The 25,107-nt window shown below is 72.7% G+C and carries 17 protein-coding genes; 7 read left to right on the top strand and 10 right to left on the bottom strand.

Translation table 11 applies throughout. The annotated features are described in order from the left end of the window. Positions 1–72: 72 nt before the first annotated feature. On the bottom strand, positions 73–1,299 hold the full coding sequence (locus EV186_RS32275) for an MFS transporter (RefSeq protein ID WP_208115902.1): 1,227 nt from the start codon (positions 1,297–1,299) through the stop codon (positions 73–75). A gap of 361 nt (positions 1,300–1,660) precedes the next feature. On the opposite strand from EV186_RS32275, the gene EV186_RS32270 reads away from it, so the two are divergent. Both EV186_RS32270 and EV186_RS32265 read left to right on the top strand, forming a co-directional pair. After that, positions 1,661–3,460 (top strand): AfsR/SARP family transcriptional regulator, encoded by a 1,800-nt coding sequence (locus EV186_RS32270; RefSeq protein WP_133853286.1) that lies wholly within the window; start codon positions 1,661–1,663, stop codon positions 3,458–3,460. A 44-nt stretch (positions 3,461–3,504) separates the two neighbouring features. Next, a complete protein-coding gene (locus EV186_RS32265; protein ID WP_133853285.1) occupies positions 3,505–6,255 on the top strand; it encodes an AfsR/SARP family transcriptional regulator in 2,751 nt (916 codons plus the stop codon). 29 nt (positions 6,256–6,284) lie between these two features. Here the strand turns inward: EV186_RS32265 and EV186_RS32260 are convergent, their stop codons facing one another. After that, positions 6,285–9,464 carry a TIM-barrel domain-containing protein gene (locus EV186_RS32260; protein ID WP_133853284.1) on the bottom strand — a complete coding sequence of 1,060 codons (3,180 nt, stop codon included), beginning with the start codon at positions 9,462–9,464 and terminating at the stop codon, positions 6,285–6,287. Between the two features lie 203 nt (positions 9,465–9,667). Here EV186_RS32260 and EV186_RS32255 point away from each other — a divergent pair, with 203 nt between their 5' ends. Both EV186_RS32255 and EV186_RS32250 read left to right on the top strand, forming a co-directional pair. Next, positions 9,668–10,951, top strand: a complete 1,284-nt coding sequence (locus EV186_RS32255) for a hypothetical protein (protein ID WP_133853283.1) — start codon at positions 9,668–9,670, stop codon at positions 10,949–10,951. Further along, positions 10,948–11,931: a glutamate ABC transporter substrate-binding protein gene (locus EV186_RS32250; protein ID WP_133853282.1), complete on the top strand. Its 984-nt coding sequence runs from the start codon at positions 10,948–10,950 to the stop codon at positions 11,929–11,931. Before EV186_RS32255 ends, EV186_RS32250 begins: the two co-directional genes overlap by 4 nt. Here EV186_RS32250 and EV186_RS32245 read toward each other — a convergent pair. The 6 genes from EV186_RS32245 to EV186_RS32220 form a co-directional block, all read right to left on the bottom strand. Beyond that, positions 11,928–12,614, bottom strand: a complete 687-nt coding sequence (locus tag EV186_RS32245; RefSeq protein WP_133853281.1) for an FHA domain-containing protein — start codon at positions 12,612–12,614, stop codon at positions 11,928–11,930. The genes EV186_RS32250 and EV186_RS32245 overlap by 4 nt on opposite strands. Positions 12,615–12,617: 3 nt before the next feature. Continuing rightward, complete coding sequence (locus EV186_RS32240; RefSeq protein ID WP_133853280.1) at positions 12,618–13,895, bottom strand: VWA domain-containing protein; 1,278 nt, start codon at positions 13,893–13,895, stop codon at positions 12,618–12,620. Continuing rightward, positions 13,892–14,863: a PP2C family protein-serine/threonine phosphatase gene (locus EV186_RS32235; RefSeq protein WP_166659428.1), complete on the bottom strand. Its 972-nt coding sequence runs from the start codon at positions 14,861–14,863 to the stop codon at positions 13,892–13,894. The genes EV186_RS32240 and EV186_RS32235 overlap by 4 nt, the downstream gene beginning before the upstream one ends. Next, complete coding sequence (locus EV186_RS32230) at positions 14,863–17,349, bottom strand: serine/threonine-protein kinase (RefSeq protein WP_133853278.1); 2,487 nt, start codon at positions 17,347–17,349, stop codon at positions 14,863–14,865. Before EV186_RS32230 ends, EV186_RS32235 begins: the two co-directional genes overlap by 1 nt. Next, complete coding sequence (locus EV186_RS32225; protein ID WP_133853277.1) at positions 17,346–18,551, bottom strand: hypothetical protein; 1,206 nt, start codon at positions 18,549–18,551, stop codon at positions 17,346–17,348. Before EV186_RS32225 ends, EV186_RS32230 begins: the two co-directional genes overlap by 4 nt. A gap of 171 nt (positions 18,552–18,722) precedes the next feature. Then, positions 18,723–19,589 carry a class II glutamine amidotransferase gene (locus EV186_RS32220; protein ID WP_133853276.1) on the bottom strand — a complete coding sequence of 289 codons (867 nt, stop codon included), beginning with the start codon at positions 19,587–19,589 and terminating at the stop codon, positions 18,723–18,725. 152 nt (positions 19,590–19,741) lie between these two features. On the opposite strand from EV186_RS32220, the gene EV186_RS32215 reads away from it, so the two are divergent. The 3 genes from EV186_RS32215 (at position 19,742) to EV186_RS32205 (ending at position 22,833) form a co-directional block, all read left to right on the top strand. Continuing rightward, entirely contained in the window at positions 19,742–20,131 is a 390-nt protein-coding gene (locus tag EV186_RS32215) for a pyridoxamine 5'-phosphate oxidase family protein (RefSeq protein ID WP_133853275.1), read from the top strand. 59 nt (positions 20,132–20,190) lie between these two features. Then, positions 20,191–21,918 (top strand): bifunctional lysylphosphatidylglycerol flippase/synthetase MprF, encoded by a 1,728-nt coding sequence (locus EV186_RS32210; protein ID WP_166659427.1) that lies wholly within the window; start codon positions 20,191–20,193, stop codon positions 21,916–21,918. A gap of 501 nt (positions 21,919–22,419) precedes the next feature. Then, positions 22,420–22,833, top strand: a complete 414-nt coding sequence (locus EV186_RS32205; RefSeq protein WP_133853273.1) for a DoxX family protein — start codon at positions 22,420–22,422, stop codon at positions 22,831–22,833. A gap of 211 nt (positions 22,834–23,044) precedes the next feature. Here the strand turns inward: EV186_RS32205 and EV186_RS32200 are convergent, their stop codons facing one another. Both EV186_RS32200 and EV186_RS32195 read right to left on the bottom strand, forming a co-directional pair. Next, a complete protein-coding gene (locus EV186_RS32200; protein WP_133853272.1) occupies positions 23,045–24,400 on the bottom strand; it encodes a HAMP domain-containing sensor histidine kinase in 1,356 nt (451 codons plus the stop codon). Next, positions 24,397–25,074: a response regulator transcription factor gene (locus EV186_RS32195; RefSeq protein WP_133853372.1), complete on the bottom strand. Its 678-nt coding sequence runs from the start codon at positions 25,072–25,074 to the stop codon at positions 24,397–24,399. The genes EV186_RS32200 and EV186_RS32195 overlap by 4 nt, the downstream gene beginning before the upstream one ends. Positions 25,075–25,107: the final 33 nt, after the last annotated feature.

The following is a 25,107-nucleotide window of genomic DNA, read 5'->3' as shown; positions in this document are numbered from 1 at the left end:
GACGCCCGTTCGACGTCTGCGCCGCGAGCGCCTCGCCGGTCGCGGCGATCGATCGGAACAGAATGGGTGCGGTCAGCCCTCCACGACCGCCATCGTCGGCCGGACGCGCTGCCACACCACCGTCAGCGGGACCGCCAGCACCAGCCCGGCCAGGCCGACCACGGCAACCGTGTTCGGCGCGCCGAGCCAGGTCGCGAGCGCACCCGCGGCGAACGGCGCCACCCCCATCACGGTGGTCAGCCCGGCGTTGGACAAGCCCATCAACTGCCCGCGCGACTCGTCGGGCGCGGCGAGCATCAACGACGCCGTCGCCTGCATGAGCGCGGCGGTGCCGAGCCCACCGGTCACCACGAACAGCACGATCGACACGGCCAGGCCCGGGTGCAGCAGACAACCGAGCAGGGGCACGGCGGACAACACCGTCAGCGGCCCGATCAGCCCGGCGCGGTGGCGTTCGGGCACGCAGCGGGCGAAGACCAGCGCGCCGATCACGCTGCCGAGCGGGTCGGCGGCCAGGATCAGGCCGACCGCCGTGGATCCGCCACCCAGCGACGCGGCGTACGGCGCGGCAAGGCCCTCGTAGACCGGCAGCAGACCGGCGAGCCACGTGAAGCTGATCAACGTGCGCGGCGCCGCCGCGGCGAATGCGAGCCGGGCGCCCGCCCGCAGCCGCGCACCCATCGACTGCGCGGCCCCACCGGCGGCCGGCCGGTCGGCGAGTCCACAGCGGAGCAACAGCGCCGAGCACACGAACGTGGCCGCGTCGAGCGCGAGGCTGGCGCGCGGGCTGAGCGCGGCGACGAGCAGGCCGCCACCGGCGAAGCCGGCCAGCTGCGCCGACTGGATCGTGACGTTGCGCAGCGCCATACCCACGACGAACCCCTCGTCGGGCAGCACCTGCGGCAGCAGCGCGAGCTGGGCCGACTTGGCCAGCGGGTTGGCCATCGACACCCCGGCCACCAGCAGGCCCATCGACCACATCGGCACGCCGGGCACGGCGACGACGGCCATCAGCGCCGCCCGCCAGACGTCCACGCCCACCAGGACGGCGCGCCGCGGGAAGCGATCGGCCAGGCCGCTGAACAGGATCCCGCCGAGCAGCGACGGCGCGTAGGTCAACGCGTAGGTCAGGCCGGTCAGGAACGCCGAACCGGTCCGGTCGAACACCAGCACCGACAACGCGACGCGTGCGAGCTGGTCGCCGCAGACCGACAGCAGCTCGGCCAGCCACATCCACCGGAACTCCGGCACGGCGAGGACCTCACGAAACGTCGTCCGCCTCGCCACCTGCTGCGCCATCCGCCCCCGCCGCCCCTTGCGCCCGTCCGACCCCGGCGCCACGGAAAACACCGGGCGCTACGGCGGACGCAGGTTATGCGGCGTGGCTGTCACCGACCTACCACGCGACCGCGTGCGATCTCAGCGAGGTGGCATCCGCGTTGCCTAGCGTGCTGCTGTCCACGTGTATCGGGGAGGTGCCTGATGAGGAACAGGGATTGCTGAATGAGCCAGGCCTGCCCGACCGACCTGACGATGGGAGGAGCCCGTCCATGAGCAGGGACCAGTAACACCCACCTGCCGCCGGGTCCGGCGGCAGGCAGCCACGCACCGGATGGGTGCGAGTTAGGTCCCCGACAGTGCCGACGGCTAACTTCGGCACATGCGTCGTGTTCCCCTCGTGCCCGCCACCGGCAGGAGCGCGGGCGAGCCGCTGGCGGTGAACCTGCTCGGGGTGTTCGAGGTGCGCCTCGGCAACCGGGTCGTCGACGTTGCCCGCGGCCGGATGCGCGCGTTGCTCGCCATCCTCGCGTTGTCCGCGGGCCGGGCGGTCAGCATCGGCGTCATCGCCGATCGGCTATGGGGGTCGTCCGGGCCGTTGCACCCGCGCGCCGCCGTGCACACCACTGTGCGGCGGCTGCGCGGGGTGTTGGGCGTCGACCTCGTCCACACCCGCGCCGACGGGTATCTGCTGGACATCGCGCCGGAGCGCGTCGATGCGTTGCGGTTCGAGCAACTGGTCCGCTTGGCCCGCGACCAGGAACCCGCGGACGCTCTCGCGACCCTGGGCGCGGCCATCGCGCTGTGGCGTGGTGAGCCGCTGAGCGACCTGGACACCGGCTCACCGGCCGATGGGTACCGGGCCGCGCTCACCGCGCGCTACCACGACGCCATCGAACTCCGCGCCGAGCTGGAACTCGACCGGCGCCGGTACGACTCGGCGATCCCGGAACTGCGGCGGCTGACCGGGATGGACCCGTTGCGCGAATCGGCGTGGCGCCGGCTGATGCTGGCGCTCGTGGCCGTCGGACGGCCGGCCGAGGCGCTCGACTGCTACACCCGGATGCGCGAAGAACTGCGCCGCTCGCTCGGGCGCGAACCGTCGCCCGAGTCCCGTGACGTGCACGAAACGATCCTCGGCGCACCGAACACCGCAGCACCGATCACCGCGCTGGGGCCGGAAACCCGGTCACCGCGCCAGCTACCGGCCGACACCGGTGTCTTCGTCGGCCGGGCGCCGGAGCTGGCCGCACTGGACGCGTTGCTGGACGCGACCAGTCCGGCCCTGCCGTTGATCGTCGTGATCGACGGCGCCGCGGGCACCGGCAAGAGCACGCTGGCCACCCGCTGGGCGCACCAGGTGCGCGACCGGTTCGCGGGCGACCTGTACGCGGATCTACGTGGCCAGGCCGGAACCACCCCACCCGATCGTGTGCTGGCGACGTTCCTGCGCGCGCTCGGCTTGCCCGCCGAACGGATCCCGGACGGGGTGGCGCAACGCTCCGCCGTGCTGCGCAGCCTGCTCGACCCCCGGCCGATGCTGATGGTCCTCGATGACGCGTCGGACGCCGAACAGGTGCGCCCGCTGCTGCCCGGCTCCGGTGTGGTCCTGGTGACCAGCCGCAACCAGCTGCGGGGGCTCGCGACCCGAGAGGGCGCGCGCCGGGTGACGCTCGACGCGTTCGAGCACGCGGATGCCGTGGCGCTGCTGGCCGAAACGATCGGCGCGGCGCGGGCGGACGCCGACCCGGACGCCGTCGCCGAACTGGCCGAGCTGTGCGGCCGGCTGCCGCTGGCGCTGCGCATGCTCGGGGAGCGGGTGCGGCAGCGGCGCGCGCCGCTCGCGTCCATCGCCGTCGAGCTGCGGGACGAGCGGACCAGGCTGAACGCGCTCGCCGACCCGGACGACCCCGCCGTCGACCTGCGCGCGCTGCTGTCCTGGTCCTGCCGCGGGTTGGACGAGGACACCGCGGCGTTGTTCGGGCGCCTCGCCCTGCACCCCGCGGCGGAACTCGACCTGCCGACCGCCACCACCTTGGCCGGTGGATCGCCGTCCACCACCGCGGCCCGGCTCGACCGGCTGGTCGCCGCGCACCTGGTCGAACAACCGCGGCCTGACCGGTACCGGTTCCACGACCTGCTGAAGGCTTACGCGGCGGAGAGCATCGCCGGTTCGCTCTAGGCTGGGCCGGGCCGGGTGCACGGTGGGGGACCTACGGGAGCGTGATGGGTGACGGTCGGCTGACGATAGGTCTGCTCGGGCCGTTCGCGGTGTGGGTCGACGGGACGCCCGTCGAGGTGCCCAAGGGCCGGCTTCGCGTGCTGCTGGCCGGCCTCGCGCTGGTACCCGGCCGGCCGGTGCCCGCCGACGTGCTGACCGAACGGCTCTGGGGCGATCACCCACCTGCGCAAGCGCGCGCGGGCGTGCACAACATGGTGCGGCGGTTGCGCCGGGTGCTGGGTGACGCGGCGATCCGCACGACGGCGGACGGGTACGTGCTCGACCTCCGGGACGAGCAGGTCGACGCGCTGGAACTGGGGCGGCTCGTGCGGGCGGCGGCCGACCTGCCGCCGGCGCGCGCACGGGCGCCCCTCGCCGAAGCGCTCGCGCTGTGGCGTGGCGAACCGCTGGCGGACGTGCCGAGTCCGTCGCTGGTGCGCGCCCACGCGCCCGCGTTGACGGAGCAGTACCTGGCCGCGGTCGAGCGGCGCGTGGACGTGGAACTCGCGCTCGGCGAACCGGCACGCGCGCTCGACGGGTTGGCCGGGCTCGCCGAGCGGCATCCGCTGCGCGAGTCGCTGTGGTGGCGGCTGGTGCTCGCGTTGCACCGGTGCGGGCGGCGCGACGAGGCGCTCGACGCGTACGCGCGGCTCGCCACCCGGTTGAGCGACGAGCTGGGCGTCGACCCGGCGTCCGGTCTGCGCGCCCTGTACGAGGAGATCCGCGGGCGTGCCCCGGTCGTGGCGCACCAGCTGCCGCCCGGTGTTGCCGGCTTCGTCGGCCGGTCCGACGAGCTGGCCGCGCTCGACGCGTTGCTGGAGCGGCCGGCGGGCGGGGTCGCCGCCGTCGTGGTGGCCGTGCTGCACGGCATCGCCGGTGCGGGCAAAACCGCGCTCGCGGTGCACTGGGCCCGGCGGGTGCGCGACCGGTTCCCCGACGGTCAGCTCTACGTCGATTTCTGCGGGTACGGCCCCGGCCCGGCGCTCAGCGCGGCGAGCGCGCTGGACGGCATGCTGCGTTCGCTCGGTGTGCCCGCCGACCGGGTGCCGGCCGAGGTGGCCGAGCGGGCGACGATGTTGCGTGGCGAGCTGGCCGGCCGGCGGGTGCTGGTCCTGCTCGACAACGTGGCCGATGCCGCGTCGGTGCGGCCGTTGCTGCCCGGGTCGGACAGCGTCGTACTGGTCACCAGCAGGCACCACCTGTCCGGCCTCGCGGTGCGCGAGGGTGCGACGCGGATCGGCATCGGTGAGCTGCCCGACGCCGACGCGACGGCCTTGCTCGCCGAGGCGATCGGCGCGGCGCGGGTGGCCCACGAGCCGTCGGCGACGGCCGAGCTGGTCGCGCTCTGCGGCCGGCTGCCGCTCGCGTTGCGGATCGTCGCCGAACGAGCGGGCCGCCACCTGAGCGCCCCCGTCCGGCGGATCGCCGACGACCTGCGTGCGCGCGCCCGGCGGCTCGACGGCCTGGCCGACGAGAGCGACAGCCTGAGCGATCTGCGGTCGGTGTTCGAGTGGTCCTACCGCGCGCTACCGGCGGCGCAGGCCCGCACCTTCCGGCACCTCGGCCTGCACCCCGGCGCCGAGATCGACGCGGGCGCCGTCGGCGTGCTGCTGGGCTCGCCCGGCACCGCGCGCGGCCACCTCGACCAATTGGCCAACCGGCACCTGCTGGAGCCGGCCAACGACGACCGGTACCGCTTGCACGACCTCTTGCGGGAGTACGCCGTCGAACTGGTGCACGCCGAGGAGACCGCCGCCGACCGCACCGCCGCGGTCGAGCGGCTGCTGGACTGGTACCTGCACAGCGCCATCGCGGCCAGCCGCCTGATCCGCCCGGCGGACACGCCGCCGTCGGTGCCCGGGCTCGGCGAGCCGCTCGCACCACCGGTCCGGTTCACCACCAGCGCCGAGGTGGTCACCTGGTGGAACGCGCAGCGGGCCGACATCCTCGCGTTGCTGCGCCAGGGCGCCGACGACGGGCACGCGCTCGCCGGGTGGCGGCTGAGCTGGGCGTTGCGCGACCTTTTCGAGGCCTACCAACACATCGACGACTGGATCACCGCCGGCCGGATCGGGCTGCGGTGCGCCCGTGAGCTCGGCGACCCGGGCTCGCTCTGCCGCGCCGAGCTGATGCTGGGCGGCGCGTACACGTCCCGTTTGGACGATCGGGCGGTGCCGCACAAGGAAGCCGCCGTCGCCCACGCACGCACGCTCGGCGACGACCGGCTGGTGTCCTCGACGCTCAGCGCACTCGGCTACCACCACGCCCTGCTCGGCCGCTACGAGGCGGCCCTGGAGCACCTGCGGGCGGCCGTCACCGCCGCCGAGCGCTCCGGCAACGCGATCCGGCTCGCCCACAGCCTGCACAACCTCGGCGAGGCGCAGATCCGCGGCGGCTACCACGCCGACGGGCTCGCCAGCTCGAAGCAGGCGCTCGAGGCCTACCGCCGCGCGGGCGGCGCGTTGTTCGTGCGGATGACGCTGGCCAACATGGCCGAGGCGCACGAACGCATGGGCAACTACGCACAGGCGATCGAGCACTGCGAGCAGGCGTTCGCCGTCGAAGGCGACACCCGCGACAGCGTGGCGGCGCTCAGCGTCCGGATCATGCTGGGTCGCCTGCGGGCGCTCACCGGCGACCAGGACGCCGCGCGGGCCGTCTGGCGGGAGGCGCACGCCGCTCTTCAGCGCCTGCACCACCCGCGGACGTCCGAGGTCGCCCAGCTGCTCGCCGACCTCGACGCCCCCAGCCGCTAGAGCTCCGGCGCGGCGATGGACCCCGACGATCAACGATAGGCGACGACCAGGGCCCGGTTCGTCGGCTGTGGTGGTGTGGTGACCGTGACGGTCCTGGTGGTGGCATCCCAAGTCCACGAACTGACCTGCTGCCCGCCGACGGTCACGGTGCGCGGTGCCGACGCGTTGGTGAACGCGATCGTCCACTGCCGCGACGTGACCTGGCCGGCGAAGCCACCGGTGGCAGGCCCGACCTGAACCTGGTGCAGCCCACCGCTTTCGACGTAGCGGATCGCGGTCGACGTGCTCTGCCCGGCGTCGGTGGTGGTGCCGTTGTCCTCGTAAAGCGAGGTCGCTCCGGACGCGCCACCGGCTACGGTCACCGTGGCCTTCGTCAGCGGGTTCTGCACGTCGTTGGCGACCTTGCCGGTGCGGGTGGTCACGATGCCGCCGGAGCGCACGAACACCGGCATCGTGGCGAGGTCGCTCGTCACGTCCTGCGTGGTCCCGCCCACGTAGGTCTTGCCGGTGAAGTAGTCGGTCCAGCTGCTGCCTGGCGGGAACCACACCGACGTGCTCGCGGTGTTCCCCGGCGTGGTCACCGGTGCCACCAGCACGTCCGGGCCGTAGAGGTACTCGTCGCCCGCCTCGGCGTAGGCGTCCTGGGCCTCCGGGTACTGCAGGTACAGCGGACGCACCACCGGGACGCCGGTCCGGCTTGCCTGTTGTGCCAACGTGTACGTGTAGGGCACCAGGTTCTCCCGGAGGTTGAGGAACTTCTCCGCGGAGTCCTTGGCGGCCGTGCCGTACTGCCAGGGCAGCCGGTCGCTGTGGTTGCCGTGCAACCGGTCGATCGGCTGGAACGTGCCCAGCTGCACCCAGCGGGCGTAGAGGTCGTCGGCGTCCTTGGTGCTGCCCGGTTCCGCGCCGGTGGCCTGGGTACCGTCGTTGTTGAAGCCGCCGATGTCGTGGCTGACCGCGGAGAGCCCGGTCGCCGCCGACTCCCCCGGCGTGTAGCCGACCTCGAAGTGCAGGACGTTCCAGTTGGACGTGGTGTCACCGGTGAAGTGCACCGTGGTGCGCTTGTCGGCCCACGGCCCGGTCGCCAGGCCCGTCTGTCCACTGTAGCCACCGGCCTGCAGCGACCCGAACGCCCTGGAGAAGGCGAAGCCGCGGCCGACCGTCTTGTCCGAGTCGGTGGCGTACTGCTGGTTGATCCAGGCATCCGGGGTGACCCCGGGCAACGACGAGTAGGAGTTGTCGCAACACCAGTCCAGCCACCAGAAGTCGGCGCCCTGCTGCTCCATCGTCTGGTGCAGGTCGAAGTACGCCTTGAGCTGGTCGGGGTTGCCCCAGTCGAACACGTAGTTGTCGCCCGACTTGGTGAGGCCGCCCTTGGCGGTCGCTTGCGCCTGCGCGTACTGCGGGTCGGACGCCACGATGCTCGGGTGGATGTTCAGGGTGTTGTGCAAGCCTTGCGCGGCGGCCCAGTCGAAGAAAGCCTTGGGGTCCGGGAACTTCGTGGCATCGATCTCCCAGCCGTCCCAGGTGCTGGGTGATTTGAAGTCGGTGTCGGTGACGAGCACGTCCAGCGGCACGCCGTCGGCGCGGAACCTGGGCAGGATGGTGTCCTCGTAGTCGGCGGCGGTCCGGTCGTAGTACTCGGAGTACCAGACGCCGTAGGCCCAGCGCGGCAACAGCTTCGACGGTCCGGTCAAGGTCGCCAGGTCGGACAGCGCGCGCTGGTAGTCGTGCCCGTAGCCGAAGAAGTAACCGTCCTGATAGGACTGGCCGTGGTGGTCCGGGCGCGGGTGCACGGACTTGGTGGCGTTGTCGAAGGTCGCCGAGGTGGTGTCGTCGAGCAGGCTCCAGCCGTCCTGGTAGAGCAGGCCCGGGGTGGTGTTCGGGAAGCCGTTCACGCCGTCCAGGCCGCGCCGGTAACCGCCGAGCGGGGCGTGCGGCGCGAGCAGCGGCGAGCCTGCGGGCACCACCGCCACCGTGTCGAGGTTCAGCCGGCAACTGCTGGCATCCGGGCAGCCGATCGTCACGTCGTTCGCCCCGGCGGCGAGGGTGACCGGCACGGCGACGGTGCGCCACGTGTCCCAGGTGCTCGTCGTCGGCAGCGAAACAGACGTTGCCGCCGAGGAACCGACCTGCACCGAGACCGGGCGCGGCGCCGGCTGCGCGTTGGCGTAGCGCAATTGCAGGGCATAGGCGCCCGCGCTCGGCACATCCGTGACGTGGAGCTTGACGCTGGCGCCGGTGTCCAGGCCGGCGACGAAACCCGCGCCCGAGTAACCGTTGTGGTCGGTGGCCAGGGTGGCGGGACCACCCAGCGCCCCCGCTTCGGCCTCGCAGACGCCGCCGAACGGGCAGTTCGTCACGGCCGGCGGTGGCGGGGCCGGGTAGCCCGCGCCCGGTGCGACCACGGCGAGGCTGTCGAGGTTGACGTTTCCGGAGTCGTTGGCACCACGGTCGATGGTCACGGTGTGCGTGCCCGCGGCCAGGGTGAACGTGGTGTTCGCCAGCGACCAGGTGTTCCAGTCGGCCGTCGTCGGCATGGTGAGCGTGCGCGAGACACCGTCCACCGACGCGGTCAGCGTGCGGGTGGTGTACTGCCCGTCGCCGCCGGTGGCGTTGGCGTAGCGGGCAGCCAGTTGGTAGGTACCGTCGGTGGGCACGATCACCCGGAAGGACAGGGAGTTGCCGCTGTTCTGGAAACCGGCCGCGAAGCCGGTGCCGGTGTAGCCGGTGTGGTCGTCGGCCACCGCGACACCGTCGAGCGTCAGGTTCTCCGCCTCGCAGAGCGCGCCGACGGCGCAGGACGGCGGCGCGGTCCACGGCCGGGCGGTGACGTCCTGCCCGCCGGCTTTGAGCCGCATCTGCAGGTTGTCCGGGCCGAACGCGCCGGAGCCGACCCGGTAGCGCAAGGTCAGCGCGGCGGTGGTGATGGTCAGCCAGCCGTCGACCGTGCTGGTGGTGAACTGCGTGCCGGGAAAGCCGTCCCGGCCGATGGCGTTGAACGTGGCCGCGTCGACGAACTGCGCGTCCCCCGCGTACTCGGTGCGGATCAACGTCGGCGACAGCACCTCGAACCGCGCGTTGCCGGATATGACGTCGTGGACTCCGGCTTTGTGCGGGGCGGCCGCGGCCGGTTGCTGCACGGCGGTCGCCACCACCAGCAGGATCGAGGCCAATGCGGCAACCCTGGGCATGCGTCGACGGCGCATGGTCACTCCTCACACGGCAGGGGTTCGAGCAGGGAGGTGACGGTGCTACTTGTTCGATCCAGTTCTACAACGCCGGCCCAACGCTGTACAGATCGTCGGCCGTTGACAACCGGACAGCCTGGGAGGTCGCACCGGACCTGGCGAAAACGGCATGGAGTCGGGCTCGGGCTGGTTAAGATCAGCCGCTTGGCGAGGGGGGATCCATGACGACGCAAAGCCCGGTGCTGCGACGCTCGCGCGCGGCGCAGTGGACCGGTCCGCGCACGCCCGCGCGATTACGCCGCATCGGTGTCGTGCTGACGCTCGCGAGCTTGGTCACGGCCGTGCTGAGCCTGGTCGGTGGCACCACGCGCACCAGCGCGGTGACCGACGTGGGCAACCGGGACACGTCGCTGACCCAGGTCGCGGGCGAGGTCTACCAGGCGCTGGCCGATGCCGACGCGATGGCCACCAGCGGTTACGTCTCGGCCGGCCAGGAGCCCGCCGCGGTCCGCACGCGTTACGACGCCGACGTCACCCGCGCCGGTCAGCGCCTCGCGCAGGCGTCCCGGCAGGTCGGCCCGGACGACCCGGCCGCCAAGCCGCTGGACACCATGATCACCGGGTTGCCGGCCTACGCCGGGCTGATCGAGACCGCGCGCACCTACAACCGGCAGGGCCTGCCGCTCGGCCAGTCCTACCTCGCGCAGGCCTCCACCCAGATGCGCACCCAGCTGCTGCCCGCGGCCGAGGAGTTGCGGCGCGCGGAGGTGACCGAACTGAACGCCGACTACCGGCAGGCCAGTGCGCTGCCGGTCGCGGTGGTGCTGTTCGGGCTGGCGCTGCTCATCGCCGCGCTCGACTTCTCCCGCAAGGAGTTCCGCCGGACCCGCCGCAGGCTGAACCTCGGTGTCGTCGCCGCGTGCGTCGCGGTCGTCGCCGGGTTGCTGTGGTGGGTGGTGGCCACGGCGTCCACCGACAGCGCACTGGCCGAGGCCAACAAGGCCAGCGACGCCGCGACCGCGCTGGACGAGGCCCGCACGTTCGTGTTGCAGGCCCGCAGCAACGAGAACCTCGTGCTGGTCGCGCGCAGCGGTGGCAGCGCGTCCGACCAGGGGTTCACCGACCAGCTCGACCGGTTGCGGGCCGACGACGGGCCACTGGCCAAGGCCGCGGCCAACGGCGTCGACGTCAGCACGATCCGGACGGCGGCCCGGGCGTGGACGGCCGCGCACAAGAACCTGCGGACGGCCGACGACGCGGGCCGCTACGCCGATGCCGTCCAGGCCGCCGTCGGTACCGGCAAAGGCAGCTCGGGAGCCGCGTTCACCGCGCTGGACAAGGCGGTCAGCGACGCGGGCGGCACCGCACGGGCCCGGCTCGCCGCCGCCACGGACGACGCGAGCGGCGCGACGACGCTGCTCGCGTTCGGCCCCACCGTGCTGTTCGCGCTGGCCGCGGCCGGCTTCGCGATCGGCGTCGCCCGCCGGGTGGAGGAGTACCGATGACAAGTCCCGGTCCCGTGGTCGACGTCAAGCGACCACTGGTCTTCCTGGCCGTCGCAGCGATCCTGTCGCTGGGTGGCTTCGTCCTGCCTTCGTTGCACGGCAACGGTTCCGCGGCCGCGTCCGGCGAGCAGGCGGCGACGAAACCGCGCCCGCCGAGCAAGCCCGACTGCGGGACCGTCCGGGAAAGCCTGCGCCCCGTCGGTCCGCTGCCGTCGCCGCAGGCGCTGCCGTCCGGGTCGACGATGGCGAGGATCAAGGCCCGCGGCCGCCTGATCGCGGGCGTCGACCAGGGCAAGTACCTGCTGGGGTACCGCAACCCGCAGACCGGCCAGCTCGAGGGCTCGGACATCGACCTGGTGCACATGATCGCCGCGGCGATCTTCGGTGACCCGAACCGGGTCCAGTTCGTGGTGCGCGACATCGCCGACCGGGTGTCGCTGATCGAGCAGGGCCAGGTCGACATCGTGGTGAACAGCTTCACCGTGACCTGCCTCCGGCAGAAGTCCGTGGAGTTCTCCACCCCGTACACCACAGTGCACCAGCGGCTGCTCGTGCCGGCGGCCTCCGGTGTCAACGAGGTCGAACAGCTCGCGGGGCAGAGGGTGTGCACGTCCATCGGCGCCACGAACGAGGCGGTCCTGCGTCGCCTGCCGCTGCACCTGCAGGTGGTGACGCTGCCCGGCATCCCCGACTGCGTGGTGGCGTTGCAGCAGGGCAAGGTCGCCGCGGTCTCCAGCGACGACGCGATCCTCGCCGGAATGGCCGCCCAGGACCCGCAGACCAAGGTCGTCGGCCGCGCGCTCGCCGAGACCCGGTACGCCATCGGGATGAGCCCGAAGCACGTGGACCTGGTGCGGTTCGTCAACGGGCTGCTGGAACGCGGCCGCGCCGACGGCAGCCTCGCCGCCAGCGCCCACAAGTGGCTGGGCGAGCAGCTGCACCCCGTGCCCGCGGTCCCACCCGCGAAGTACCGCGACTAGCTCGACTCCAGCGTGATCACGGTCCATGCACCGAGGCGGATCGGCACCCCGGCCGCGACGGCGACCGGGGTGTTCGGCTCGATCACCTCGGTCGTCTCGCCGACGGAGGTGCCGTTGGTCGAGCCGAGGTCCACGACGTCCCAGCCGCCGTCCGGCCGGGCGACCAGAACCGCGTGCTGCGCGGACACACCCGGGTCCAACGGCGGACTGCCGAGGTCGATCTCCGGGTTGGTGCCGCGCGAGCGGCTGCGCCTGCCGATGGCGACCTGCTCGCGGTCGAGCTCGAACCGGCGTTCCGGGCAGTAGCGCGGGAACTCCATGTCCGCGGCTTCCGACCCCTCGCGGCGGCGGACCTCGTCGAACCACGCGCGATCGGCTCGGACCACGGCCGTCCACAGCGCTTGCCGCGCCGGGGCTTCGGGTGCCGCCGGGGGCGAGGGCAGGTCGTTGTCGAACCCGCACTCCTCGCAGAACCGGCCTTCGCGAGGCTCACCGCAGCTACGGCAGGTCATCCCCTCGACCGGAGCCGCGACCGCAGCCGCGGCGGAGGACGACACCGGCGCTGACCCCGGAGACGACACCGGAGACGACACCGGTACGGGCGCGGGCGCGCCGAGCACCAGACCGCAGACGTCGCAGTAGTCGGTGGCCGTGGAGTCGTGACCGGACGGGCAGACCGGCACGGCTCAGCCCTCGCCGCGGACCCGGCTGGTCCGCCTCGACCGGATGTCCAGCTCCTTCTCGGCCTCGTCGGACACCTGGGACCGCAACCGCACGGTCCCGGTCGCGGCGTCCTCGACCTCGACCACCTTCTCCAGCATCTCCATCTTGTCCTTGTCGCCCGCGGCCGCGGCCAGCTCGACCGCCCGGCCGAGCCGCGCGGTCGCCCGGGCCGTGTCCCCGTCCCGGCGCGCGGCGAGGCCCTCCTCGACGGCGTCCGCGTACTCGGTCTGCCCGGTGTAGTGCGCGACCTTCTTGCTCACCTTGGCCGACAGCGCGTCGTCGGCGGTCCAGATCGCCCGGATCAGGCCCTGGGCAAGGGTTTCGTCGGACCCGCCGCGCACCACCATGGCCCGCCCGGCGAGCATCTCCGCGCCGATCGCCTGGGTGGGCACCTCGACGCACACGTGGTACTCGCGGCTCTCCGCACCCCACGCGCCGAGTGGGTAGTCGCCGTGCAGCGGACCGGTCTGCACCCGCTTGCCGGTCAGGTCCTCGACCTCGGGCGCGACCTGCTTGACGAACTTGACCTGCGCGCCCTTCGGGCTCCACAGCCGCAGCGACACGTCGGCGACCCGCTTGCCCATGGCGGAGTTCATGATCGCGTGGAAGTCGGCGGCCAGGTTCTCGGGCCTGGCCACGATGTCGACGGTGCCGAGCAGAGCGGAGGCGACCTTGCGCACCTCGGCGACCGTCCAGTCGGTGCCGACGCCACGGCAGTCGCAGGTGAACACGCCCGTGCAGGCCGCGAGGGTCTTCTCCAGCTCGCCTGGCTGGTCGCCGTTCTGGCCGTCGGTGAGCATCAACGCGTGCCGGATCGCCCCCGGGTGCTGCTCGGCGATCCGGCGCGCCAGCTCCAGCCAGTTCGCGAACCTGGTGCCACCGTTGGCACTCAGCCGCTTGACCGCCTGCAGAGCCTCCTGGCGGGTGCCTTCGTCGGCCCGGGCCGCGCCCCGCTTCGGGTAGACCTGCATCGCGCTGGTCGCACCGGCGATCACGGCGAACAGCGCGCCGTCGCGCAGTTGCCCGATCGCGGCCGCGGTAGCCGCGCGCGCCGCGACGATCCGGTCGCCCTGCATCGACCCGGAGCAGTCGATGATCAGCATCTCCAGCGCCTCGGTCGTGGGCGCCGGGGCGGCGTCGCCGGTCGCGGTCACCGTGACGACCGCGTCGACCCGGTTCGCGCCTTCCGACAGGTAGGCGTTCTGGTCGACGGCGACGGTGAACTCTGGTCCTGCACTCATTCCTGTGCCCCCTCCAACGGGATGACGACGACGCTGATGTTGTCCCGGCCGCCGGCCGCCAGCGCGACCTCGGTGAGCCGCTCGGCGATGGCCAGCGGTGTGTCCCCCACGGCGTGCCCCGCGAGCCGGGCCGCGTCGGGCACCTCGTTCCACAGCCCGTCCGAGCACAGCACCAAGGTGCCCGCACCGTCCGGCTGCAGGGTCATGACGTCCGGTTCCGGCCGCATGTCGGGGCCGAGCCACCGCGTGATGGTGTGCGCGCGGCGGTCGGCGAACGCGGCGGCCTCGTCCATGACGCCTTCGGCGATCACCTCGGCGGCCCACGAGTGGTCCCGGGTGAGCAGGCGGCTGCCCGTGCCGTCGAGCCAGTAGGCCCGGGTGTCGCCGACCCAGCCGATGGTCACCAGCCCACCCACGACGTAGGTGGCCACGAGCGTGCAGGACGCACCGTCCGGCGACCTGTCCACTGTGTTCAGTGCGCGCACGGCGTCGGCCGCCGCCGCAACGGCGGCACGGATCCGGTCGGCGGGTTCGGCCGGTGCGTCCGTGCCGAGCAGCACCGCGAGCGCCGCCTCCGACGCAGCCTGCGCCGCGCGTTCGGGGTTCTTCGTGGTGGACACGCCGTCGCACACCACCGCGGCGGTGGTGCCGTCCAGCAGGCGGCCGAGCGCGATCGCGTCCTCGTTGCGGTGGTGCACGAGGCCGCGGTCGCTCACCCCGGCCAGCACGTCGAGGTCGACCGTCGTCCGGTCCGCGGCCGTGGGCAGGCGCAACCCGCACTCGTCGCAGTACTCCGTCGCATGTGGACTCACCGCGCCACAGGCGAGGCAGCGGCGCGGACCGGGCAATGATGTCGTCGCGGCGGTCGTGCTGCCCTGGCGCAGCAACGGATCGCCGCACGCCTCACAGAACCGGTCGCCCGGGTCGACCGGTTCGGCACAGGCGGGGCAGCGGTTCGTTTCCACCATCACACCCATGACACCGGCCGCACCGCGTTGGCCCGGTCGATCAGCTCGACCCGGGTGGCCTCGTCGGGGGCAAGACGGGCGCCCGAGCGCAACTCCGACTCCAGTGCCGCGCGCACGCTGCGCTGCGACCACGTACAGCCGAGCAACGGCGGCCGCCCGCCCGCGCTGCTGACGACCAGCGGCAACGCGGCACTGAACACCGAAGCGCGCACCTCGTGCGCGGTGGCCTTGTCCAGGCTCAGCCGCTCGACCCGGTCGGCGGCCGCACGCAGCCGGCCCTCGTCGAGACCGCCGCTGCCGATCATGATCCGCACGGCCACGGTCTGCGCGGTCACGTACTGGCTCGACGTCGGTGCCACGGTGTCCAGCGCGGTCAGCGCCTCGGCGGGCCGCCCGGCCCGCAACGCCACCCGCGCCCGGCCGAACGCCGCATCGGCGATGTCCGGGTTCGGACGGTTGACCTGCAGGTAGTAGCGGCCGGCCACGGCATCGTCGGCCGCGCACTCGGCGGCGGCGGCCAGCGCCAGCTTCGGCGCGGACTCACCGGGCAGGGTCGCCAGCACGACGTCGAACGCGGCCGCGGCGGCCGATGGGTCACCGGCCACCAACGCCGCGACGCCGGCGAACCAGTCGGTGCGCCAGTCCCCGGGCAGGTCGGTCCGCAACCGCTGCAGCGCTTCCTGGGCCGCCGCCACGTCCCCGAGTTCCAGGTACGCGCGGACGGCGCGGAACCGGAGTTCGGTGCTCGGCGTGGTGGCGTCGCGCGCCAGCCGCAGGATCTCCTCGGGCCCCGCCGAGGACACCGTCGCGAGCAGGCCGGCCGCCGAGTCCGTCGTGTCCACCAACGGAACCGGCAACGCGTGGGCGACCGCTCTCGGGTGGGGGCGGCCGGGGGCGGCGGGCTCTCCCAGCAGGCCGATGCCGAACACCGAACGCGGCGGACCGAACAAAGTGGACAGTCCGGGGTACGGCTTGCCGTTCTCCACGGCGAGCACCTCGCGCAGCACCCCGCCGAGCTGGTCGGCCATCTCCTCCGCGGATGCGAAGCGCCGCAACGAATCCGGGTCGGTCGCCCGCAGCAGCACCCGGTAGAACGACTCGTGCTTGGCCATCAGCGAGTTGTTCGACGGGTCGGGCAACGGCACGGGGACTCCGCTGCGCAACGGCGAGATGCCCAGCGCCAGCACCGCGAGCGTGCGGCCCACCGTGTAGATGTCGGCGGCGGGCGACGGGCCCTCGGACTCGAAGTTCGGCGCCTGGTAGCCGGGGGTGCCGTACCAGTCGAAGCCGCCGGAGTTCTCGTACGGCACGACCGCGCCCATGTCGATCAGCTTGAGGCGCCGCTCGTACTGGATCGCGTTGTCCGGCTTGAGGTCGCAGTACGCCAGGCCCTGGCTGTGCAGGTAGCCGAGCGCGGGCAGGATCTCCAGCCCGTAGGCGATGACCTGCGGCAGCGGCAGCGGCGCGAGGCGTTGCCCGACGGCCTGGCCGCGGTCCTCGACGAGCTTGCGCAGCGAGGAGCCGCCGACGTACTCCATCACGATGTAGCCGATGGGTTTGCCGTCGTCGCCGGGGTGCTCCACGAAGTTGTGGATCATGACGATGTTCGGGTGGTTGACCTCGGCGAGGAACCGGCGCTCGGCCTCCGCGGCCGCGCGGGCGGCCGGGTCGTCGATGTCGAGCAGGCCCTTGAGCACCACCCACCGGTCGTTGACGTTGCGGTCGGTGGCCAGGTAGATCCAGCCGAGGCCGCCGTGCGCGAGGCAGCCGCGCACCAGGTACTGTCCGCCGACGAGGGTGCCCTTCGTGAGCGAGGGCTCGAAGTTGAACGGCGTGCCGTCGCGCGGGCAGAAACCGTGCAACCGCCCGGGTTTGCCGTCCTTGCCGCGCCCGACGGGCTGGTCGCACTTGCGGCAGAACCGCTTGTTCTCGGCGACCTGCGGGTTGTCGAGAACGGCGGCGGCCGGGTCGACCACCGGCACCACGGGGATGTCGACGAGACCGGCGCCGAGCCCGCCCCCGCGCCGTGACGTCGACCGGGCGGTGGTCGTGGTCCGGCGCGACGCGCGGCCGCTGAGCCGGCTGCTCACGGCGGACCCCGTGGTGACCGGCTCGGCCGCGGGCGCGCCCGCGGCCAGGCCGCAGGTGTCGCAGTAGCCGCCGTCGATCGTGCCGGTGCAACCCGGCTGCGGGCAGGCGCCGGTCACCGGCGCACTGGTCACCGGCGCACTGGTCATCGGCGCATTGGTCACGGGTGCGGACTGCGACGCGGCCGGGGCCGGCTGCGACGCCGCCGCCATCCCGCACGTGTCGCAGTAGCCGCCATCGACCGTCCCGCCACAGCCCGGCTGCCGGCAGGCGTTGCCCGCCGGCGCCGCGCTTGCCGGTGCCGCCTGCGCCACCTCGGCCAGCCCGCACGTGTCGCAGTACCCGCAGTCGATCGTGCCGTCGCAACCGGGCCGCGTGCAGCGATCCCCTTGGCTCATGCCGAACCCCCTCCGCTGTTCGCGCCGGGCTCGGCGAGCAGCCGGCGCAAGACCCCGAGATCCCTTGTGGCAGCAGCCAGATCGGACGGCCGCCGCCACAACGTCGCCTTGATCCGCGCGGCGACCGCCATCACCGCCGGCTCCTCGGCCAGCCCCAACCGGACCGCCCGTGCTTCGTACGCGCCGAACCGCCCCCGCAGTTCCTCGCGCCGGTCGAGCAGACCCGTGGCCAGTTGGCGCGCCGCCCGCAACTCCGCTTCGGCGTCGACGATGTCGCGCCTGAGCTCGGCGGTTCCCGCGTCGCGCGCAGCCCAGCTCAACCCGTCCAACCGGTCCACCGCGGCCTGCAACGCGGGCACGCGATCGGCGGGCAACGGCGGTAAGTCCGCGACGACGCGCTCCGCGGCCGCCGCGTAGTCCCGCGTGGCGGCGGTTCTCAGTTCGGCCACCGCCCGCACCGAATCGGCGAGCCCGGCCCGCGCCCGGACCCAGTCCTCCCGCAGGGCAAGCATCCGGTCCACCCGTTCGCGCTCGGCGGCCAACTCGGCCCCGAGCCGGGCCACGGTGTCGTCGAGCGGCCGGTCGGCCAGCGCGAGCGGATCGCTACCCGCGAGGTGCTCGAGCTCGCGGACCCGCTCCCCCACCCCAGTGGGTTCGATCCCGAGCTCGAGGGTGTCCTCGGTGATCCGCCGGACCTGCTCCAGCAACGGCGTCAACGCCTTGACCGCCGCCGAACTCAGCTCGTCGCACCGCACCGCGAGCTCGCTGACCACCCGGTACGCCTCGTTCATCCGGGCGGTCAAGGCGGCCACGGTGATCGACTCGACAGCTTCGGCGGCGCCGGTCAACCCGCGTTCGTGCAAGGGAACGGCGCGCCGCGCAACCTCCACGGACGGCGCGACCAGCAGCCGCCGCAGCTCGGCGACCTCGTCGGCGCCCAGCCGCGACCGGCGCGTCCGGACCTGCTCCGCCTCGGCGAGCACCGCCCGGTAGGTGTCGAAGTCGCGCCACAACCCCGCGAGCACCGTTTCGGCCGCCTGCCACCGCTCGGCGGTGACCCCGGACGACAAGGTCGACGTGAAGAGCTGGTGACCGGGATGCCCGTCGAGCTCGACGAGGGCGTTGGCCATGGCGGCGGCGTCGGCCAGGTGACGGTCGAGCGCGGCGGTCAACGCAGCAGCTTCATCGCTGTCCGCGGCCATCGACGCACCCCCGTTCCCCTGCCACCTCCCCCGGTCGAACAGCGGTAGCGACACAGCGGGCGTCAGCGCACAATAGCCGACCTTCCCCCGGTCAGGACCCGTTTCGATCAAGCCCGGCCGGTTGGCTCGGTTCGTGCGCGATCTTCGTGCGCGATCGCTGATCGCCGTCGGTCAGCCGTGCTGGGACGCGGCGGCACGCTCGCCGAGGTCGGCGAGGGTGAGCGGGCGGCGCGGCGGGTGGTCGATGACCGTCCGGGTGTGCACGCCGAGGTTGCCATCGACGTGGAGCAGCTGGCCCGGCGCGAGGTTGACCCAGCCGGGGTCCTCGTCCATGCGCTCGGTCGCCACGACCACGGCCCCGCGGTCGGCCAGTTCGCCGGAACGGGCCCGGATGCGTCCCGACCGGCTGGCGTGGTCCAGGTGCCGGTCGCCCTGCCGGCCACCCGGGCGGCGGGTGAGCACGAAGAGGTCGTGGGTGGCCGGGTAGCGCAGCGCCCACAGCTCGTCCGGCGTGATCAGCACGAGGTTGAGGGCGAACACGGGCAGCTCCCGCGCCACCCATCGGGCCGCCTGGGCGATGCCGGTGCCGAGGTCACCGCCGCAGGCCTCGGTGCGCTTGGTGATGAGGGCGAAGAACCGCTCGGAATCGGTGTCGCCGGTGACCAGCTTCCGGTGTTCGCCCAGCTCCGCGTCGAGCCGGTCGAGGTCGGTGATCACGCCGTTGTGCGCGAAGAGCCTGCCCTGTTGTTCGAACGGGTGGGTGTTGCGCGCCTCGAGCCCGCCGGTCGATGCGTACCGGATGTGGGCGAGGAACGTGGTGGACTCGCACTCCTTGGCGTCCCTGGCGAAGTCGCGGTCGGCGTACGCGGCGATCGGCTGCTTGTCCACGTGCGGGGTGCCGTCGGTGCCGAAGTAGCCGAGCCCGGTGCCGTCGGGTTCGTTCCTGCTCTGCGCGGCGAGGCTGTCCGGCGCTTCCAGCAGCCAGAACGTGGCCCGCACCCGGCACGGTGCCGCCGACAACCCGAACAACCGGCACATGCGGTCCATTACACGGCCTCCGGTTCGCCGTTGCCAAGGGCCTTGCGTCCGGTGACCTTGGACTCTCGGCGGGCACGGGCGCGGTCCGCCATCGTCGCGGGAGCGTAGGTCGATAGCGAAGGGGGTCAGCGGCGGTGCTGGCGAAGACGGAAATGGCGGACTTGCCCGCCGCCGAGTGCTACCGGCTGCTGCGCAGCCTCAGCATCGGGCGGCTGGTGTTCACCGAGGACGCCCTGCCGTCGATCCGGCTGGTGAACTACCAACTGGTGCGCGGCGAGGTCGTGCTGCGACTGGGCCCCTCGCGCTGGGTGTCCCGATTGGACGGCGCCGTGGTCGCGTTCGAGGCCGACCAGGTCGACGAGCAGACGCACACGGGGTGGAGCGTGATCGCCACGGGGCGGGCACGCATCGAGACCGACATCGACCGGCTCGCCGAGCTGTTGTCCCCGATGACCCGGCCGTGGGCGCCGGGCCGCCGGGACACCGTGCTGTGCATCGACGTCCAGACCATCACCGGGCTCGGCATCAAGATCGCCGCATAGCGCCACCTGAGCCGTGTGCCGATTCGACCGCGTACGACGATGGTCGGATCATGGACCACGTGCGACAGGGGGTCGACGACTTGGACGCGCAGCTGCGGGCCGCCCGTCCGCGTGCGCTGGTGCCGGCCGCCGCCGGGACGACGCACAGCCGGGCACGGTGGCTCGGCGCGGCCGTGGCCGCCACCGGGGTCCTCACCCTCGTCTCGACGCTCGGCCGGCCGTGGCCCGCTGGGCTGGACCTGGCCGAACTGCTCTTCACCGTGACGGGCCGCCAGGTGGCGCACGGCACCGCGGTGCTGGCCGGTGCGGCCCTGGTGGTGGTCGGTCGTGGGGTGGCGCAACGGCGCAGGCTGGCCCTCTACATGACGGTCGCCTTGTTGCTGATCGCCACGGGTGCGCACCTGGTGCGCGGGCTGGACCTGCCCGCGGCGGCCGTCACCGCCGTCCTCGCGGCGCTGCTGCTGCGGTGGCGGCGGCTGTTCGTGGTCCCGCTGCGACCGGCCCGCGTGCTGGACCTGGTGCCGCGGGTCGCGGTCCTGCTCGCCCTGGATGTCGTGTACGGGCTTGCCGGCTTGTACACCCACCTGCGGGTGATCAACGCGGCGACGTTCGCGGAGGTGAGCGCCCGGCTGGTCGGCCTGCCCGGCCCGCTCACGCTGCACGGCCCGTTCGCCCACTGGTTCCCGGCCTCGCTGACCGGGCTCGGCACACTGACGTTCCTCGTGTTCCTGCTCGCGCTGCTCGCACCTGTGGCGTTCGGTGGACCGGCCGGCGACGACCGCGCGGTGGCTCGCCGGATGGTCGCCGCCGCCGCTGCCGACACCCTCGACCCGTTCGTGCTGCGGCGGGACAAGCACCTGGTCTTCTCCCCCGACCTGCGCGCCGTGCTGGGCTACCGCTACGTGCGCGGCGTCGGGCTCGCCAGCGGCGACCCGGTCGGCGACGTCGACGCGTTCCCCGACGCCGTACGCGAGTTCGTCGACCGCTGCGACCGGCACGGCTGGCGCCCCGCGATCGTCGGCGCGCGCCAGGACCGGGCGCAGCTGTTCCACGCACTCGGCCTTCGCACCCTCTACATCGGCGACGAAGCGGTCATCGACGTACCCGCGTTCACCCTCGCCGGGCGGCCGATGCGCAACGCCCGCCAAGCCGTCAGCCGGTCCCGCAACGCCGGGCTGACGACCGAGGTCCTGCGGGAACGCGACGTGCCCGAAGACCTGCGGCAGGACCTGCTGCGGGTGCTGAGCCAGGCCCGCGAAGGCCAGCGGGAATTCGGGTTCTCCATGGCGCTGGGCGACCTGTTCAGCGGCGATCACCCGGACAGCGTGGTGATCGTCTGCCGTGACCGCGAGGGCAAGCCGGTCGGGTTCCAGCGGTACCTGCGGTGCCGCGACGCGACCGCGCTGACCGTGGACATCATGCGCAGGCTGCCGGACGCGCCCAACGGCGCCAGCGAACGCATGATCGTCGACATGCTCGAGTGGGCCTACGGCGAGGGGATCTCCCAGCTGTCCCTGAACTTCGCGGCGTTCCGGGCGATCCTCGACCCGGCGGCCGAGCGCAACCCGGCCCAGGCGGTGACGGCGTGGCTGATCCACCGCATGGACGGGCGGTTCGGCATCCAGCTGGACACGCTTCGCGTGTTCAACTCGAAGTTCCGGCCGCGGTGGGTGCCTCGCGTGCTCGTCTACCGCACGGTCAGCGACCTGCCCGCGGTCGGCCTCGCGGCGCTCGCCGCCGAAGGGTTCCTCCCGCTGGACCGCAACCGCCAGCAGGACGACGACTGACCATCCCAAGCCGATCAGGACACGTGCGCGCGGGCGGTCGACGAGCTACAGCGTCACCCGGCTGAACCGGCGTCGTGGCTGCCCGTCTGGGTTTGGACCCAGCCGGCGTGGTGAGGATCGGCAACTCGGCCCACACCGTCTTCGCGGCACCGTGATCGGTTACGCCCACTCCGGACCGGGTCCACGGATCACCAACAGTCCTTTGTGGACCTGCCACGGCAGGGCCCGCGGTGCTTCCTCGTCGCGGACCTGGAGGACGACCCGGCTGCACCACGCTCTTCGCGTCGCTCACCGGCTGACGGAAACCGAAGGTAAGAGGTTGGTGAGAATCCGCCGGACTACGACGTTCGGCGGGTGCCACCCGAGGACACCGACGGTATAACTGGCCGTGCCTTTCTCGTCACACGTTGTGCTTTCCGTTGTGCGAGAACTGTTTCGCCGAGTTCATCCCCCGTCCCGCGGGCGCCTCGCCGTGCCCGCCCGTCGGCGCCCGGAGGGCCCATGCACCGCTTGGACCAAGCTCGCGACCACATCATCGGGCTGTTCCGCATCGTGATCGGCTTCTTGTTCGCCTGCCACGGTTTCAAGACCATCTTCGGCCTCTTCGGCGCACACCCGGCCCCGGTGGGCCAATGGCCGGGCTGGTGGGCCGCGCTCATCCAGCTGGTGTGCGGCATCCTGGTGTGCGTCGGCGTCGGGACCAGACCAGCCGCGATCCTGGGCTCGGGCTCCATGGCGTTCGCGTACTTCACCGTGCACGCGCCCCACGGCCTCTGGCCGATCCGCAACGGCGGGGAGGCCGCCGCGCTGTTCTGCTGGGCACTGCTGGTGGTGGCCTTCACCGGGCCGGGGAAGCTCGCCCTCGAAGGCCTGTGGTCGCGTCGTACGCGGGAACCTGTGGCGGCTTCGGCCTGACCCCACGCCACCGCGGTGATCTCGTAGTCGGACGCGCAGTCGCCACCAGACCTCGGCGCCCGGTCCGTGCGCGAACGCCGCGGTGGCGTAGACGACGGCCCACAGCAGCGACGGGCGGGACACTGTGACCGACAACAGGTCCGACACTCGGGCGCCGGTGTGCGGATCAGTGGATCAACGATGTGCGCACCGGGTGATGGCCTCGGTTTGGTCAAGAGTCCGGCGAGACGTGGTCCGTGGCCACCGTGAAGCCCACCACAGCGCCGCCTCCGGGTCGCTCCGCCGCGATGACGTCGCCACCGTGGGCCTGCGCGACCTGGCGCACGATCGCGAGCCCCAGGCCCGATCCGGGCAGGGCGCGGGCGGTGTCGGCGCGGTAGAACCGGTCGAAGACGTGCGCTCGATCCGCGGGCGCGATGCCCGGCCCCCGATCGCGCACCTCGATCCGGTCGCCGCGTTGCACGAGCTCCACTGGGCCAGCGCGGTCGAACTTCAGGGCGTTCTCCAGCAGGTTCGTCACGGCTCGCTCGATCGACCGGTGCCGGCCGGGCACCCGCACCGGTTCGGTGTCGACGCGGATCTCCCGCCCCGTCCGGCGTCGCACGCGTTCGGCCGCCCGCGCCACCACCCCGTGCAGCTCAATGGGCCCGAGCGGTTCCTCCTCGTAGCCACCGGTGGCCAGCTCGACCAGTTCGTTCACCAGGTGGGTGAGCTCACGGGTCTCGCCGTCGACGTCCTCGAGCAGCCGCTCCCGCGCTGTCGCGTCGAGTTCACCGAACCTGCGCAGGACCCGGGCGTTGGTGCGCAGACTGGTCAAGGGCGTGCGCAACTCGTGCGCGGCGTCCTGCACCAGCCGTTCCTGGTCCGCGCGAGCGGTGGCGAGCCTGCTCAGCATGGTGTCGAAGGACTCCGCCAACCGGCCGACCTCGTCACGGCCGCCGCCGGACACCCCGACGTCGAGCTGTCCGCTGGAGCTGACCTGCTCGGCGAGCCGCGTCAGCCGGACCAGCCGACGGGTGACGCGGCGGGCGATGAACCACCCAGCGGCCGCGGCACCCACCAGCACCAGCGCGCTGACCATCGCGATCCGGTTGGCCAGCGACGCCAGGACGTGCCGCGTCTCATCGACGTCGATACCCAGCTGCAACGCACCCTGTCCGGAGTTCAGGGCGACGGTGATCACGCGGTAGTCGTCCGGCGCCACCGTGGCGTCGTGGTAGAGGTGATCACCGGTTTTGCCGTGTGCGGCCAGGACGCGTTCGTCGGAACCGACCGGCAGGGTGAGCGAGCGGCCACCGACGCGGTGCACGCTGCCGTCCGTGGCGATCCGCTGCGCGACCATCGGCTGCGCCTCGTCGTGGTCGTCGTCCGGTCCGGCGATCGCGGTGTTCGGCTCGAGCACGGCGGTGGCGCCGGCGGTGACCTCCGCCGCGGTGGTCAGCAGCGTACGGTCGAGTTCGTCCTGCACCCGGTCGGAGGCGGTCTGGTAGCTCAAGACGCCGACGAGCCCCGCCACCACCGCGGCGACGGCGGCGAACGCGAGCGCGAGCCGGGCCGCGAGGTTCACCGCGCACGCACCGAATAGCCGACGCCGCGCACGGTGCGGATCAGCTCAGCCGCCCCGGCGTCCTCGAGCTTGCGCCGCAGGTAGCCGATGTAGACGGGGAGGTTCTTCGAGTCCGGGCCGAACTCGTAACCCCAGATGCGCCGGTAGATGGTAGCCCGGTCCAGCGCGATCCCCGCATTGCGGACCAGCAGTTCCAGCAGGTCGAACTCCGTCTTGGACAAGGTGATCTCGATGTCGCGCCACCACACCCGCCGCGCGCCCGGGTCGACGACCAGCTGATCGAGCCGCAACCGCTGGGCCGGGCCGGCGGTTGCGTCCGGCGCGGCCCGGCGCAGCAGGGCCCGCAACCGGGCGAGCAGCTCGTCGAGTTCGAACGGCTTCGGCAGGTAGTCGTCCGCGCCCGCGTCGAGGCCCGCCACCCGGTCGGAGGTCTCGACCCGGGCGGTGAGCATCAGGATTGGGGTGCTGTCGCCGTCGGCCCGCAGCACCCGGCACACCCCGAGCCCGTCCACCGACGGCATCATCACGTCGAGGATGAGCACGTCGAAACGCTCGTGCCGGGCCGTGGCCAGGGCGTGGACCCCATCGCCGGCCACGACGACCTCGTAACCCTCGAGCTCCAGCGCGCGCACCAACGACTCCCGGATCGCTCGGTCGTCGTCAGCGAGCAGCATGCGGTATGGCACCGCACCATGATGCCGTGGCCC

The sequence above is a fragment of the Labedaea rhizosphaerae genome, from assembly GCF_004362825.1.
GTDB classification, from domain to species: Bacteria; Actinomycetota; Actinomycetes; order Mycobacteriales; family Pseudonocardiaceae; genus Labedaea; species Labedaea rhizosphaerae.
The sequence above is the reverse complement of the archived record's forward strand: the minus strand, read 5'-3'. Positions and strand labels throughout refer to the sequence as shown.